Here is a 16,094-nt window from a genome sequence, read left to right on the forward strand (position 1 = left end):
ACATAATGGATACAAGAAGATATGCAATAGGTGTAGATGTAGGAGGAAGCCATATCAGTTGTAAAACTTATGATTTGGCTGAAAGAGTATTGTTGGAAGATTCTTTTCGCTGCATTAAAATTGATCATTCGGGGACTAAAGAGGAAATCCTAAATCGTATAGAGGAACTGCTGAGTTCAGTTTTACAGGATGTTGACAAGAAGAATTTGGCAGGTATTGGATTTGCCATGCCTGGTCCTTTTGACTATGTGAATGGGATTGCACTGTTTTCTGGTGAGAATGCAAAGTTTATTCATCTCAAACAGGTGAATATCCGAAAGGAATTAAGCATTAGATTGGCATTGGAAGAAGAAAAAATTCGCTTTATTAATGATGCTACAGCTTTTGCAATTGGAGAATTTTTCAATGGAGAGTTAAGGAATTCATCAAAGAGTTTAGCAATTACTCTAGGAACAGGTTTTGGATCGGCATTTCTTTCAAGTGGAATTCCTGTAATTACAGAAGATACTGTCCCTAAGGAAGGCTGTTTGTGGCATTTGCCTTTTGAGAGTGGAATTGCAGATGATTATTTTTCGACCAGAGGTTTGGTAAACCGTTTCGAATCCAGCGCACATCTTAAGGTACAAGGTGTAAAACAGATTGCAGAATTGTATAACAGTCATGCATCGGCCCAACATGTATTTGATGATTTTGGGAAGAAACTGGCCCAGTTTTTAACACCATGGATCAAAAGTTTTGAAGTGGATGCACTGGTGATTGGTGGAAACATTTCGAAGGCATTTTCTTTGTTCCAGGATCCATTGGAACAAGAGTTACAAAAGCAGGATATTAAATTGAAAACAGAATCATCTCAACTTCTCGAAGACTCGGCATTTATTGGAGCTGCCGTACTGTTGGAAGAGAATTTTTATTCGACTATTAAGGATCAATTAAAGTACATGTAAGCCTTTTTATAGAAAAGAATTAAAGGCTAAAAATTTATGGGTATGAATATATGTTCAAACATATCAACAAACAAATACGGGATTTTCTTACTGACAGGATTGATGTTATTATTTTTATCGTGCAGTAAGCAGATTAATCCAATTGACTATGTGAATCCAAATATCGGAACGGCACATAGCAGGTGGTTCTTTTACACTCCGGCGGCGCTTCCTTTTGGAATGGCTAAGCCAGCACCTACTACCAATGGTCATTACGGAAACAAGTGGGGCTGGGAAGCTGTAGGTTACGATGACAGGCATGAATCCATTGAAGGCTTTGCCAATGTGCATGAGTTTCAGTTGGGAGGAATTGTATTGATGCCAACCAATGGAAAACTACTTACCACAGCAGGAAAACTGGAACAACCGGATTTGGGTTACCGATCTCGCTTTCTGAAAGAGTCAGAAATAGCAAAGCCAGGCTATTATAAGGTTGATTTGGCAGATTACGGCATCAAAGCGGAGCTAACTTCGACCAAACGAGTTGCCATTCATCGCTATACCTATCCTGCCAATAAAAAGGCAAACTTGTTGTTCGACATTGGAAACCGACAAGGCGAAAGTGGAGCGGTTGCGAATGCAGAAGTAAAAAGGGTGGATGACCATACAGTGGAAGGATGGGTTGAAACAGCCCCAGAATACGTGAAGAAATACCAAAAAGGATCAACGGTTAGCATGTACTTTGTTGCCAGGCTAAACAAGGCAATGAAAGAGTTTGGATCATTTCAGGGTGATTCAATCTTTCCCAATCAGGATAGCATATCAGGAAAGGGAGCGGGATTGTACTTTTCATTTACTCCGGAAAAGCCTGAAAGTATAGAGGTGCAGGTGGCCTTGTCCTATACTTCCATTCAAAATGCGTATGAGAATATGAAAGCCGAAAGCTTGCCTTTTGCTGAAGCGAAAAAGCAGGCGAATCGCATCTGGAATACAGAACTGAATAAAATACAGGTGAAAGGTGGTTCCGAGACTGACAAGACTAAATTCTACACTGGCCTGTATCATGCCTTGCTGGGCAGGGGATTGGCGAATGATGTGAATGGAGCCTATCCTAAAAACGACGGTACCATCGGACAGTTACCTATGAAAAGTGATGAAACTCCTCAATTTAGTTTCTACAATACCGATGCAGTTTGGGGCGCATTTTGGAATCTTACTCAACTGTGGACTTTGGCCTGGCCCGAATATTACAACGATTTTGTTCAAACTCACCTGCAGGTATACAAGGATACTGGTTGGTTTAGCGATGGCTTAGCCAATAGCAGGTATGTTTCCGGAGTAGGAACCAACTATGTAGGGCTCATTATTGCCTCGGCATACAATTGCGGAATCAGAAATTACGATACCAACTTTGCCCTTCAGGCTGCACTCAACAATGAATTGGGATGGGAAGGCCGACCTCTTGGGGCAGGTAAAATGGATGTGAAAAGTTTTGTAGAGAATGGCTTGATACCCCATCAGGAAGAGTGGGGGGAGATACCCGAGGCGAGTGCATTTTCAGCATCTCATGTGCTGGAATACTCTTTTTCGGCTCATGCTGTTTCTCACTTTGCCAGCCAACTAAACAAAGGCAAGGAGGCAAATCAATTGAAGCAGCTGTCTCGTAGCTGGGAAAATATATTCGACTCTTCCACAGGTTTTATTCGACCAAAGGATGAAATGGGGGAATTCATCTCTGACTTTGACCCTTTGGAACCCTGGCGGGGATTTCAGGAAGGAAATGCATGGCAATACAGCTTCTATGTGCCCCATGAGGCCGGGAAACTTGTAAGCAAGATCGGCAAAGAAAGATTCAATGAGAGGCTTGATTCTATCTTTCTAACATCCCGTAAGAACGGTTTTGGTGGAGGAAAGGAAATTAATGCCTTTGCAGGGGTAAAAACCATTTACAATCACGGGAACCAACCTAGTTTGCACATTCCCTGGTTATACAACTTCTCAGGGGAACCTGAAAAAACACAATACTGGACAAGAACCATTTGCAATGAGTTTTATGGAGCAGATCCCATCCATGGATATGGATACGGACAGGATGAGGATCAGGGACAGCTGGGGGCCTGGTACGTTATGGCTTCCATAGGTTTGTTTGACGTTGCCGGCCTAACGGGCGAAAATCCAGGCATGCAATTGGGGAGTCCTGCCTTCGATGAAATTAAAATCAAGCTAAATCCTGATTACTATCCTGGCAAATACATTCAGATTAAGGTGAAGAATAACACTCCTGAAAGCTTATTGGTGAAATCAGTAAAACTGAATGGGAAATTATTGGAAAAACCCGAAGTCTCCTTTCAAGACCTAATAAAAGGAGCAAAGCTGGAATTTGAAAAGAAGAATACAAACGAACTGTACTAAATGAGATACGAATGAGAAAGTTAATGATTGCTCTTGCTGCAGTAAGCCTTTTGGTAAGCTGTAAGCCTGGTTCTGAGAAAAATGAGAAATTGAAGAAGTCAGTGATGGAAAATACTGATTTTAAGTTTGTGAAGCAGAAGGCTCTTGAGGTTGTGAAAACAGGCTTTAATGCAGGAGATGGCTATGGCGAAGTTTGGATTCGCGATTATGCGACCTTTATTGAACTGTCGGCAGAAGTATATCCGAAAGAGATTCTAAAGGAGAACTTAAGAGTTTTCTTCCGCCTTCAGGGCAACGACGGGAATATAATTGATGGCTTCATTCCCAAAGAAAAAGCCGTGAATGTTGAGGGAGGATACACATACATCTACAACGATTTGGAGCCAACTTACTGTGGTCACAAGAATACGGTGGAAACCGATCACGAGGCATCACTGGTGCAGGCGGTTTACAAGTACATTCAGAAAACTGGTGACAAAGACTTTCTTCAGGAGAAGATTGGAGAGAAAAGCGTTCTTGACAGAATGGAGTGGTCCCTGGAATTTCTTTTACATCACCGTTGGAGCAAGGAGCATGGTATGATTTGGGGAGCTACTACCTCAGATTGGGGCGATGTGCAGCATTGTCACCCTTGGGGCGTGTATATTACCGAGGATACCAAATATTGTCTTGACATCTACGACAATGCCATGTTTTTGATTGCTATAACAGATCTTATGGAATTGGATGCATCCAAAAAGCAGAAGTGGCAAACGATTCATGATGAGTTGGCTGAAAATACCATGAAATACCTGTGGGACAATCAAAATCAAAAGTTCATTCCTCATGTTTATTTGGATGGTTCACCATTCCCAAAAGACTTTAATGAGAATGAGATCTTCTATCACGGGGGAACTGCCGTAGCCATTGAAGCTGGCCTGCTGAGCAAAGATCAAATCAAAGTTTCTTTGGATAAGATGATTGCCAATGTGAAAGCTTCCGGTGCCGGATCCATAGGGCTGACCATGTATCCTCCTTATCCGGAAGGATTTTTCGAAAACAAGGGCATGTACCCATATGGCTATCAGAATGGAGGAGACTGGACCTGGTTCGGAGGAAGAATGATTCAGCAATTGGTGAAATACGGATTTGTAGAGGAAGCCTACGAGCAATTGATTCCCATGACAGAGCGCGTGGTGGTGAATGATGGCTTTTATGAGTGGTACACCGAAAAGAATGAGCCAAAAGGCTCGGGCACCTTCCGTGGTTCGGCAGGGGTGTTGTACAAGGCGATTGAAATGTTGGAAGATGCAGTTGAAAAATAGAATGGAGATGGAGAACAAAAGAAAGTCAGATCAGTATTTGCTACCCCTTAAACAAAGTGAATCGGTAGTTGGGAAATACGATCTTTATCCTTCCTTGCAAATGGAAGAGGGGAAGGTTTTTGTGGGGGTGGAGACATTGGCACAAGAGCTAAGTAATGAGAAAACCATTATCATTGATGGATATGTGGGTGTATTCTTCGAGCAGATAAAGGAGAAGCTGAACGATCAGTTCCTAAGCCAGGGAAAGAAGGTGAATTGGGTGCCTATTGATGAGGCCCTAAAGGCTGAAGCCAATATTGATACCATGATAGAGCCTTTTCTGGGGGGAGACGATCCGATATTTGGAACCAAGGCGACCATTGATCTTGTGGACTTCTTCGATCAGCAGAAACTGGAGAACCTACAGCAAGACTCCGCGGCTGACCTGAATATCATCTACGGTTCGGGAGCTGCCCTGGCCAATTGGGAAGGAAAATTGCTGTATATCGACCTTCCTAAGAATGAGCTGCAATTTAGAGCCCGCGCACAAAGTATAACCAATTTGGGGGCAAGCAAAGCCCTGGAGAGCAAACCCATGTACAAGCGCTTCTACTTTGTCGATTGGATCGTTCTGAACAAGCACAAGCAGGCGCTTTTGCCTAAGCTTGACATTGTAATCGATGAACAGCGCATGGATGAGGTGACCTGGATGAGGGGAGATGATTTGAGAGATGGCTTACGCGAAATGGCCAATAACATTTTCCGCGTTCGTCCATGGTTTGAGCCTGGGGCCTGGGGAGGCCAGTGGGTGATGGATAAGATTGACGGGCTGAACAAGGACGTGGTGAATTATGCCTGGTCTTTCGAGTTGATTGTACCTGAAAATGGCTTGTTGTTCGAAAGCAGTGGAAAGCTTCTCGAGGTTTCCTTTGACTGTATCATGTTTCAGGAAACGGAGGCAGTCATGGGAAAACATTCACAGCAATATGGCTTTGAGTTTCCCATTCGTTTCGACTTCCTGGATACATTCGATGGGGGAAACCTATCCATCCAATGTCATCCACAAACAGAATATATCAACAAGCATTTTGGCGAGAGTTTCACTCAAGAGGAGACCTACTACATTCTGGATGCAGGAAAGGATGCCAAATGCTATTTGGGCTTTCAGGAAGAGATTGATCCGAAGGCATTCGAAAGCGATTTGCAATACAGCTATCAGAACAAAAAGGAGATTGATATCACCAAACATGTGCAGGTTCACGATTCTAACAAGCATGACCTGTTCCTGATTCCTCCGGGAACCATTCATGGATCGGGGATTGATAACCTGGTTCTTGAAATCAGTACCACTCCCTATATCTTTACCTTTAAGATGTACGATTGGTTGCGTGTAGATTTCGATGGCAAACCTCGTCCGATTAATGTTGAGCGTGGCATGGAAAACCTCTGCTTCGACAGAAAAGGGCAGTATGTGAAAGACAAATTGATCTCCCATCCTTACTTGTTGAACGAAGGAGCAGACTGGAAACACTATCACCTGCCGACTCATGAAAAACATACCTACGATGTTCATCGTTATCATTTGAACACTGAAGTGGATATCGAAACGGAGAACAGATGCAATGTCCTTTCGTTGGTGGAAGGGGAAAGTATTATTGTTGAGACACAGAATGGAATGCGACAACGCTTTAATTATGCCGAAACCTTCGTGATCCCTGCTGCTGCAGGATCCTATAAAATCATTAATGAATCGGAAGGTGAAATAATGGTTGTGAAAGCATTCATGAAATAAGCATTAAGTATTAGACGTATGAAGAAAATAGCCATTTTTACCCTACTCGCCAGTTTGTTTATTAGTGCCTGTACTCAGGACAAGCAGATTCTTTGGCAATTGGGAGAAAACGACAATTCCTGTGCTGAATTTGCCTTGGCTCCCGGCGGATACAAGGACTATATTGCCAATGATTTTGGTTGGGAAGACAAGTACTTCCTGATTGGAAAATCGGATGAAAAAAAGGATTGGCCATACATCATCCCGGGCATTAGCGATACCTGGGGTGGCACCTGGGGAACAGCCGGGTGGAGGTCCAGCACCCTGAACATCCTCTTTGGAATTGAAAGCCTTCCCAAGCGAGGAGATTGGAAACTGACAGTTGATCTTCTGGATTGCAATTCGAATGACTTGCCCCTTTTCAAGATCACCGTAAACGGTACATCGTGGAAATACAGCATACCGGAAATCAGCAAGAACTCTTCCATTGATACCTTGCCGGAAAATCCTTCGGAATACCTGATTGAGATACCTCTGCCTGCCGACCTTATACGTAAAGGGGGGAACCAGATTAGCATGACGACCCTGCAGGGATCGTGGTTGAAGTTCGACCAGATTAAGCTGGAAGCTCCCGGGGATGCTACCTTGATAACGGATGATAAAGTGCATCTAAGAAGTGTGAAGGCAGCTGAGTATGAGTTAGACATCGATGGAAAATGGTTCCAGCCCTTGCTGGTAGATGTGGAGCATCTGCAGGCAACTCCCAAGCTGACCGTTATTCTCGATGGGAAGGATATCTTTTCGGAGACCGTGGAGCAGGGAAGGTACGAATTTGAAGCGCCCATGCCTGCCGTGAAATCTCGCAAAGAGAGCAGCTACGAGATATGGGCCGATGGCGTTAAGATTCAGGAAGGGGAAGTGATACGTTCCGCCCAAAAGAAAAGAACGCCAGCTGAATATGTAGATTCGAGAATGGGAAGCGGCCACTCCCGCTGGATGATTGCTCCCGGACCATGGATGCCATTTAGCATGGTGAAACTGAGTCCCGACAACCAGAATCCAAGCTGGCAGGCAGGCTACGATCCCAACTTCGAATCAATAGGATGTTTTAGCCATATTCACGAATGGACCATGGCAGGATTGGGAATCATGCCAACCAATGGCCCTTTGCAGATCAAGGTGGGCGACGAGAAAGACCCGGATAGCGGCTATCGTTCGAGAATCGACAAGGCAAGAGAAACTTCGCGCATAGGCTACTACAGTGTCGATTTGACCGATTACAACATTCAGGCGGAGCTGACAGCTTCTACACGATGTGGCTTTCAGCGATACACCTTTCCTGATTCCGATGATGCAAGAATCTTAATAGACCTGCAGATTCCTTGTGAATACACCTATCAGAACAAGGAGATAGAGCTGAAGCAGGTGAGCGATTACCGTATTGAAGGCTTTAGCCACCAGTTAACGGAGAATACCTGGGCCGGAGGAATCGATCAGGAATACACCATTTACTATGTGATTGAGTTCGATCAGCCCATTGGCAAGATGGGAACATGGATAAACGATGAAATTAGCGATGCAAAATCCATTCATGGCAAAGATGTTAAGGATGCGGGTTGTTATGTGGAGTTTAGCACCAGAAAAAGCAACCAGGTGCAAGTGCGTACGGGGATTTCCTATGTGAGCATTGACAATGCCGCTGAGAATTTGAAGACCGAGGTTTCCAATCCTTTCGGTTGGGATTTTGATTCCCTAAGAGCCCATCATGTGTCTGAGTGGAATAAATTGCTTGGGCGAATCAATATATCGAGCAACGACCAGCGCGAGAGGATGCGTTTTTACAACAACATGTATCGCTCATTGTGCAGCCGTAATATTTTCAGCGATGTAAACGGAGAGTGGCGAGACGCTGGCGAAAAGGTACGAAAGATGGAGGATCCTTCTTCTCCGGCCCTAGGTTGCGATGCATTTTGGAACACCTTCTGGAACCTGAATCAGTTCTGGAACCTGGTGACTCCCGAGTGGACCAATCGTTGGGTGAAATCGCAACTGGCCATGTACGATTCCAACGGATGGCTGGCAAAAGGTCCTGCCGGAATGGAATATGTTCCGGTAATGGTGGCAGAGCACGAAATTCCACTGATTGTTGGTGCCTACCAAATGGGAATTCGCGACTACGACGTGGAAAAAGCTTACGAGGCGGTTCGCAAGATGCAGACAACTCCTGCCCAAAAAGTGGGTGGTGGATTTGCCGGAAACCGTGACCTGGTGAGTTACTTGAAATATGGCTACGTGCCTTACGATAAGGGACGATTTTCCAATTCACTGGAGTACTCCTACGACGACTGGACAGTTTCTCAGTTTGCCAAGGCACTGGGGAAAAAGGCAGACTACAAGAAGTTCCTGTCGCGAGGCTATTACTGGAAGAACATCATTGATCCAGACATGGGCTTTGCACGAATGAAAGATTCGAAAGGGAAATGGTTGCCCGATTTTGATCCTTACAAATCAGGAGCCAACCACCACTATGTGGAAGGAAACTCGTGGCAGCTGAGCTTTTTTGTTCCCCAGGATGTTCCTGCTTTGGCTGAGGCCATTGGCAAGGATCGCTTTGTGGAGCGATTGGATTGGGGATTTGGCGAAAGCTATAAAACCAGGTTTAACGGAATGAACGACCTGTATTGGAACTATCCGGTTGTACAGGGAAATCAGCAATCCATGCACTTTGCCTTTCTTTTTAACTGGGTGCAAAAACCTTGGCTAACGCAGAAGTGGAGCAGAGCCATCATCGATCGCTATTACGGTTACGGCGTTGCCAATGCCTACCTGGGCGATGAGGACCAGGGACAGATGAGCGCCTGGTTCATCATGGCATCCCTTGGCCTGTTCCAAACTGATGGGGGCTGTCGCGTTGATCCGGTATATGAAATTGCCAGTCCGCTCTACAAGAAAGTGGAAATAGATTTGGGCAAGCAGTTTGGCAGGGGAGAAAAGTTCGTGATTGAAGCCAAGAACGCCTCCCGCCTGAACAAATATGTGCAGTCGGCAAAACTCAATGGCAAGCGCCTGCAGGACTTTAAATTTCCTGCCAGCGAATTACTCAAAGGAGGAAAGCTAGAGCTTGAAATGGGCCCTGAACCTAATAAGAAATGGGGGGTGAAGCAAAAAGACCATATTTAAAAGGTTTATATTGCTGCAAAGGCTGTCCAAATGGACAGCCTTTTTTGATTGAACTAAACATTGATTAAGCACTTACAAAATCTCTTGTATTGCTCTTTCTAAAATTTCATCAGTATTTCTATTGTTCCAATCCATTTGTACTTTAATGTCAGCAGGAACTCCTTTTTCCCACTCAGGACTCATGTCCAAATTAAGTGCTTGTGTAATGGAGAACCTGTAGGTCCAACCATTAGGTAATTGTCCTCCATTAGGCATACCAAGACCTCCACCAGTATAATCTCCAATCAAAGTCATTTTATCGATGGCTTTTGTAGCCAAAGCAGTGAAGGAACCTGCACTATAAGTTGATCGATCAACCAAAACCATAACCTTATTTTGATATCTGATTCCATCATGAGGACTTAGTATGGCAGGCTCAGCTTTACCAAAAGCATTATGATCTTTTCCATTTTTAATTCTCGAATAGTACAAAGTAGTTTCTTTTTCAACAAATCGAGCTAGAATGTTGAAAATATCTGTAGCAGCACCTCCACCATTCTCTCTTAAATCCAAAATTAAACCTTTGGTATTTTTATATCGCTTTAAAATGAAATCCAACTGATCATCATCTACTGTCCCGGTAAAGGATGGAAATCTGATATAACCTATTTCATTGTTTTCGATAAAATCGTGCTGGAAAGGCCCTGTGATAAGGTAATTTCGAGGCAAATAGTTGTCTTCAATAATTCTCCAATCAAAATTGTCTTGAGACTGGTATTGCACTCCAAATCGTGAAACATTAAAGTTCGACATTAAGTTGGTGTGATCATCCTTTAATTCAGAAAGCATTTCACCCAATATAACAAACAATTGTTCATCTGTGGTTTTATCGGATATTTTGCTTTCGTACTTGATTTTAATTTCGTCCCAGTCGATATTCTTCAAATCAAAATAGGAATATTTCTCATTGCATTGTTTCCAAAGGTATTCAAAGTTGGTTTTTGCATCTGTTGATTCCAGATCCTTATCCAATATGATTGATTCGCAAGAAGCTAAAAATGGGATGATAAGTATTAAAATGTATTTTCTCATGATCTACTTGGTTTTAAATAGTAAGGAGATTTTTAATTTGTAGTTTGCCATCTCGAACTTGTCAAGATTTCCTCCGGTTTTATAGGCATCAAATTCATATCCCAATCGAATGGCATTCTTGTTTTTTAGAAAAACGGTGTAGTTCAATTCTGTTCCTAATCGATAACCACTAAATATTTTTAGTTGATAATCGTCAAAAACATCTGGATCATTTGTAATGGCGGAATTGTTATTATATGCATAGCCATTTCTGTAAGTGTTGTTCATTACAGCTAAATTTACTCGAAATGAAAGCTCTCTTTTTCGAGGCTTAAAATTCATAGGGATAAAAAGAAATTTTGCTCTCTTCTTTTCTTTATTAGAAATGTTCCAAGATAATTTTCCCGATGCAAAAAGAGTTGAAAATACTTCTAAACCTGTAGCATTATTTTGAAATGATGGGTTATTGCGAATATGAAATGAGTTACTCAACTGGCCACCCACTTTCAAGTTCCATTTGTCTTGCTGCCAAATCGGATAAAGCTTTGAGTATGATATGTTGTAAATAGAAACTTGCGCTGATGCTGTATGATCGTTGGTTGTATTGTTTGCTTTTCCTATTGAAGTAGAAAAAGACAGGTTTCTTTCTTTTCCCTCTTTCCATTTCACATATCCCAATTCGAAATGCTTTAAGCCGCCTGTGTAAAATAGGGGAGATGTTGCCATATCTCTCATTTTAACGATGTTTAATCCAGAAGTGATTTTTATGAATTTTTCTGAATCTTGATTCTGATTGCTGAAACTTCCTTGGCTATAACTTAGGTTAGCAATCAACATTCCTGTAAAAATGAATAATATTTTTTTCATGAAATCTTATTGTGTTTTTCGCTATAAATAGCTCATTTTCTTAATTTGTTTTTAGGTCTTTTAAAAGTTTAATTCCTTCATCTATTGCCGAACTATGAGTTCCATCCTTTACCGTAATAATCTTAGCTTTTCGTGATTCCAGAAACTCCACCTCTTCATTTGTAAGTCCACCAACTTGCTCGTCTTTAGTGCCGAATACATAACATACTTTTGATAAATCTTGAATATGTTCTAACTTTTTTGTGTAGCGATAGTGCCCTAAACCAGCGGCTAGTTTGCTCATATTTTGCTCTACAATAAGTTTTTGTTTTTTTGTTTTGATCTTGGATTGCTTGTTTTCTCGATGAATAAACATCCCATTTTTACCTTCGCTAAAGGCTTTCCAAACTTCTGAATCTATATTTAATCTTCCAACCATGATATAATAACCATCTGCTATATCTGTTCCATATGTTGCGAGCAGTTCCTGAGTCATAAAAGCTCCAAAAGAAATTCCAAGTACATATACTTTTTTCCCTTGCTTTTTAAAGTGTTGTATCACTCGGTGCAGTTTGGCGACACTTTTTTTATCAAAGTCGATTGCTTGTTGAAAACTTATGGATTGGTTTTGAAAGAGCTCAGGAGTTTGAGTTTGCTCTTGATGCACATTTACATATAGTAAATCTTTGGATTCGGAGTTTCTGATAATGCTTGTGAATTCTTCCTCAAACAGTTCGTCAACAGGTCCTCCTTGGGTATTAACGATTACTGTATGACTATTGGGATTCCCAAAAAATACGCCAAGTTCATTGATATCTTGAAAAGATAATGCATCTAACTTCTTTAGTGCCGGAATCATATCTATTTGTGAACCATCTTGGTTTATATAACTATAACGGTCCTCAGTTAGGGTCAATATTTTTTGATTTTTAATGAGAGTGCTGTCCTCTTTCGAATTGATGAATATTGTATTTTCTTGCGGATCAAAGATCCATTTTTCCGTTATTTCTTCTTTATTATAAGTGAAGGTCACGCTATCAGCATTATAAATAACTTTTGAATTTAATATCTCGTCTTTTAAGTAGCCCAAATACTCTTTTTTTTCTTTTTGGACTTGTTTCCACACTCTTTTATTGGCACAGTACGAGGGTGTAATTTTATCAAAAGCTTTTATCGATAGTTTCACTGCTGATTCATAGCTATATTGCCATTCTTTGTTAAGAAGAAGACCTAGTTTTTCATTCTGATTCTGTGCTGCTACATAGAAGGGAAGAATCAAGCAAATTAGTACGACGTATAAACGATTCATAACTGCGGTATTTTTAAAATTTAATTGCATCAAACCAAATTCAGATCAATGGTAGAGTGGGGCTCACTTTTACCGTTGATGATTTGTTACTGCAAATTAAGGGAGAAAGCATAAAGAAGGCTTCCCAAATGCTGAAAGAGGGGTTCGGAATTCAGAAATCAAGAGTTTTTTCCTGAATTCGAATTTTTTAGAAATTGTAAAGGGGTGATATTTAGCTCAGTTTTGAATGCACTGTAGAATGAGCTATTGCTGTTGAAACCAGCTTCAAAACCAATTCCTTCCATTTTTAACTGTAAGGTATGTTTAGATCGCAGCAGGTTTTTAGCCTCTTCAACACGGTATCTATTAATGAAACGGTTGAAGTTTACATTGCAAATACTATTAATACTTCCGGAAACAAGGCGCGGGTGTTCTCCAATTTTATCAGCAATATGAACAATAGTCAAATCACAATTCAAGTACAATTTCTCTTCACGTAAGAGGTCTTTTATTTTAGTTACCACTTGATTTTGCTTCTCCGTTTTATCATCTACCGAAAGACTTTTTGCTTTATCTTTTATTTTGGTAGAAACACCGCCATCATCACCAACCAAATTGATAGAAGTTTGTTGTAACAAACCATTGTAAGCAATCCAAAATGTGATGAACAAGCCGAGTAATGATTGAAATAAATCAGCAATGAAGCCAGAAAATAAGATTTCTGAAACAATAGTAAATATAAAGGATATGATTATGGTTAAAATGGCAATGAGCAACCATTTCAATTCTCTGTTTTCAGTGGAACTATATTGGTTTTTTATAAGACTGGAATGCTTTCTAATCTTTCTAAAGATGAGTATTATTAAGGTCAACCCAAAAAGAATCCCAAATAATTCGAATAAGGCATAGGCAAGTGACTCTTCAATTGCTTTTTTTATTTGAAGAGGCAATAGAAACTTGCCAATATTGAGGATAAAATCAATCCCTCCAGGAATTAATAGATAATAGCTGGATTTCTTTGCTTTTTCTATGGATACTCTCTCTACATACAAGTACAAAAGAGTAGGAAGAAGCCATATGAAATTAAATGATAAGATATCAAGATAAGGATTCTTCATATAAGCGTTGAAGAAATCAAATATTTCGGATAATGCACTTAATCCTGAAACCACAAGAAAAATGCCCAACAAGAGTAAAGAATTCTTCTTTTTACTGTTTAAAATTAAAAGAAACAAACCCACAGAAATGGCTTGCCACATATCAATGGTATCCAATAAAAGGATGAAAATCTTATCCAATTCCATATTTTAAGTTTCAGTGTTAAACTACAAAAGTATAGTTTTGATTACTAAAAGTATATGTTGCAAAATATTTATGATTTCTGTTAAGTTTGATACGTGTAAGTAGGTGTCAAGTTGTCATTATTTATTTGAGTGATTGATATTATATGATTATCTTGAACAGTACAACAATCAAAGTCTGACTGTTAATTGTCTAGTAATACTGAGCTTAGTGAAGGATTTCTTCTTAAGATATAATTTCTATCATTATTCGGGATCAATATTAAACTTATAACAACGGATATCAAAAGCAAAATCCCCACTTCCATAAAAAGTGAGGATTTACTTTCTTTTGTTACCTGCTAGTACTTTGATTCAACAACTACATACACTTTGACCCGACAACTGCATGCACTTTGACACTCAAAGTGTATGTACTCAAACACTCAGTAGACAGCTTCTTAACCAATGGTTAATGAAAAGTTACTTGTCGTTTCTTTTATTCCTTTGGTTGTATATGCTCCAAATGTACTCTGAGTCTTCACCCTAACTCTGTATTTACCGGCAGGCAGATCTGGACTTTGGCCAATTAGTTTCTTTTGACCATTTTCAGCAATTAGTGAGACCTTTGTTTCTGTACCATCTTCTGCTACAAAGAAAAGGCCTATACCAGCATCTTCACCTGCTATTTTTAGTCTTTTGCCATGAACCTCGAACAAACTGTTCTTCGAAAGTTTATCGTTTTTACTTTGGGTAGCAATATCGATAAAGCTGTTGATTACAGGATCGGTTTGTACACTGTCTACTTTGGTTAACTTCTTGCTCAATGGCTTTCTTTACTTGTGTTCCGTTGGTTAGGTTCACATTTACATGATGCTTTTCCGGATCGAATACATCCGTATCTTCATCGAATACTCCTGTGATAGAGTAGCCCAGATTAAAGATGGGAAGGTTGATGTTCTCGCCACGCTGTATGCATTCTTCTACAATTTGGAAAAAGGCAGTGAAGACAGCGGTAATATCTGTTTTACTCACCACATTTCTTTTCTCTAGCATCAGACGAATAATTGCATCCAAATCGTGAGATTCTTCAGTTAATACTCTAGCTGCATAATTGTTCTCTTCGGTTAGTTGGTTTTCCTTCAAATAATACTTCATCCCTATTGATTTTTTGGGTTCAACAAATGTGTTAACGAATACAGAAATAAAATTATGTCATCAAGTTATGATGATCAATAGCTGTTTTTAACTATTTTTATAAGATCAGCTACATACTTAAAACCAAATCACATATGACTAAGAATGTTGTCGATAAAATATCGGATTACTACAAGAATGCCCTATTCGAAAATGCGATATCGATTTGCGCAAACTGAAAAAATACCAGGCATTATTCAAAAAGATAAATCAAGTAAGTCTTAGCTATCTGTTTGCAATGGATTATTACCGAAACGAGTATTTTTTTGTTTCGGATAAGATTAAGAGAAAACTTGGAGTAAGATTTTGCTCTCACGAAGCATTGTTGCAGAGTTTTCAGCTTCATCCCAGCGATCATTTGATTGTTGATTCCATTTGTAGGGCCAGAAGGTTCATTTGCAGTCAGGCCATTGAAGAGAGAAAGAAATACCGCTTGGTAAACAATTTTAGGATATGCAATGAGTCGATGCAATACATGCGTGTCTATGTTCAGCACTCTATTTTAGAAATGGACAAACGTGGCAACATATGGTTGAGCTTGCGAAAGGTAGATCTGGATCCGGATCAGGAAGCAAACAAGCCCGCCCTTTCTTTTCTACAGCATGTTGATAACAATGAGATTATTTACAGGATTCATGGAAACGAGGGAAACGATTCGATTTCGGAAAGGGAGCGGGAAGTGCTTGAACTGATATCGGAAGGCTATGTGAGCAAAGAAATTGCCGAGAGACTCTTTATCAGCGAGTATACCGTAAACAATCACAGAAAAAGCATCTTAAAAAAGTTGAATGCCAACAATGCCTCTGAGGCCATTAAAAAGGCTGTAAAGGTTGGGATAATTCGATAGTATGGGTTAATTACAAT

General features: G+C 40.5%; 12 protein-coding genes. 6 read left to right on the forward strand and 6 right to left on the reverse strand.

Features of this window, described 5'->3' with window-relative positions; translation table 11 throughout:
* The first annotated feature begins 5 nt into the window (after positions 1-5).
* The 5 genes from ACKPCA_RS15560 to ACKPCA_RS15580 are packed head-to-tail and all read left to right on the forward strand — an operon-like array spanning position 6 to position 9,569.
* Complete coding sequence (locus ACKPCA_RS15560; protein ID WP_321279925.1) at positions 6-944, forward strand: ROK family protein; 939 nt, start codon at positions 6-8, stop codon at positions 942-944.
* Between the two features lie 42 nt (positions 945-986).
* Positions 987-3,335, forward strand: a complete 2,349-nt coding sequence (locus ACKPCA_RS15565; protein ID WP_321279926.1) for a GH92 family glycosyl hydrolase — start codon at positions 987-989, stop codon at positions 3,333-3,335.
* Between the two features lie 11 nt (positions 3,336-3,346).
* On the forward strand, positions 3,347-4,639 hold the full coding sequence (locus tag ACKPCA_RS15570) for a GH36-type glycosyl hydrolase domain-containing protein (RefSeq protein WP_321279927.1): 1,293 nt from the start codon (positions 3,347-3,349) through the stop codon (positions 4,637-4,639).
* Positions 4,640-4,646: 7 nt separating this feature from the next.
* Positions 4,647-6,410 carry a class I mannose-6-phosphate isomerase gene (locus tag ACKPCA_RS15575; RefSeq protein WP_321279928.1) on the forward strand — a complete coding sequence of 588 codons (1,764 nt, stop codon included), beginning with the start codon at positions 4,647-4,649 and terminating at the stop codon, positions 6,408-6,410.
* Positions 6,411-6,428: 18 nt separating this feature from the next.
* Positions 6,429-9,569 (forward strand): GH92 family glycosyl hydrolase, encoded by a 3,141-nt coding sequence (locus ACKPCA_RS15580; RefSeq protein ID WP_321279929.1) that lies wholly within the window; start codon positions 6,429-6,431, stop codon positions 9,567-9,569.
* Between the two features lie 72 nt (positions 9,570-9,641).
* On the opposite strand, the gene ACKPCA_RS15585 is transcribed toward ACKPCA_RS15580, so the two are convergent.
* The 6 genes from ACKPCA_RS15585 to ACKPCA_RS15610 all read right to left on the reverse strand — a co-directional run bounded on the left by ACKPCA_RS15585 (position 9,642) and on the right by ACKPCA_RS15610 (position 15,191).
* Positions 9,642-10,640, reverse strand: a complete 999-nt coding sequence (locus tag ACKPCA_RS15585; protein WP_321279930.1) for a S41 family peptidase — start codon at positions 10,638-10,640, stop codon at positions 9,642-9,644.
* 3 nt (positions 10,641-10,643) lie between these two features.
* Positions 10,644-11,486 carry a hypothetical protein gene (locus tag ACKPCA_RS15590; protein ID WP_321279931.1) on the reverse strand — a complete coding sequence of 281 codons (843 nt, stop codon included), beginning with the start codon at positions 11,484-11,486 and terminating at the stop codon, positions 10,644-10,646.
* A gap of 40 nt (positions 11,487-11,526) precedes the next feature.
* Entirely contained in the window at positions 11,527-12,774 is a 1,248-nt protein-coding gene (locus ACKPCA_RS15595) for a hypothetical protein (protein WP_321279932.1), read from the reverse strand.
* A 158-nt stretch (positions 12,775-12,932) separates the two neighbouring features.
* On the reverse strand, positions 12,933-14,057 hold the full coding sequence (locus ACKPCA_RS15600; protein WP_321279933.1) for a helix-turn-helix domain-containing protein: 1,125 nt from the start codon (positions 14,055-14,057) through the stop codon (positions 12,933-12,935).
* Between the two features lie 437 nt (positions 14,058-14,494).
* Positions 14,495-14,860, reverse strand: coding sequence for a DUF4469 domain-containing protein (locus ACKPCA_RS15605; protein ID WP_321279934.1), 366 nt, complete (start codon positions 14,858-14,860; stop codon positions 14,495-14,497).
* Positions 14,778-15,191, reverse strand: coding sequence for a DNA-binding domain-containing protein (locus ACKPCA_RS15610; RefSeq protein WP_321279935.1), 414 nt, complete (start codon positions 15,189-15,191; stop codon positions 14,778-14,780). Before ACKPCA_RS15610 ends, ACKPCA_RS15605 begins: the two co-directional genes overlap by 83 nt.
* A 205-nt stretch (positions 15,192-15,396) precedes the next feature.
* On the opposite strand from ACKPCA_RS15610, the gene ACKPCA_RS15615 reads away from it, so the two are divergent.
* The gene (locus ACKPCA_RS15615) at positions 15,397-16,077 is read left to right on the forward strand and encodes a helix-turn-helix transcriptional regulator (protein WP_321279936.1); all 681 of its coding nucleotides are present in this window, start codon (positions 15,397-15,399) and stop codon (positions 16,075-16,077) included.
* Positions 16,078-16,094 lie beyond the last annotated feature (17 nt).

The organism is Marinifilum fragile (assembly GCF_963677365.1).
Classification (GTDB): Bacteria; Bacteroidota; Bacteroidia; order Bacteroidales; family Marinifilaceae; genus Marinifilum; species Marinifilum fragile.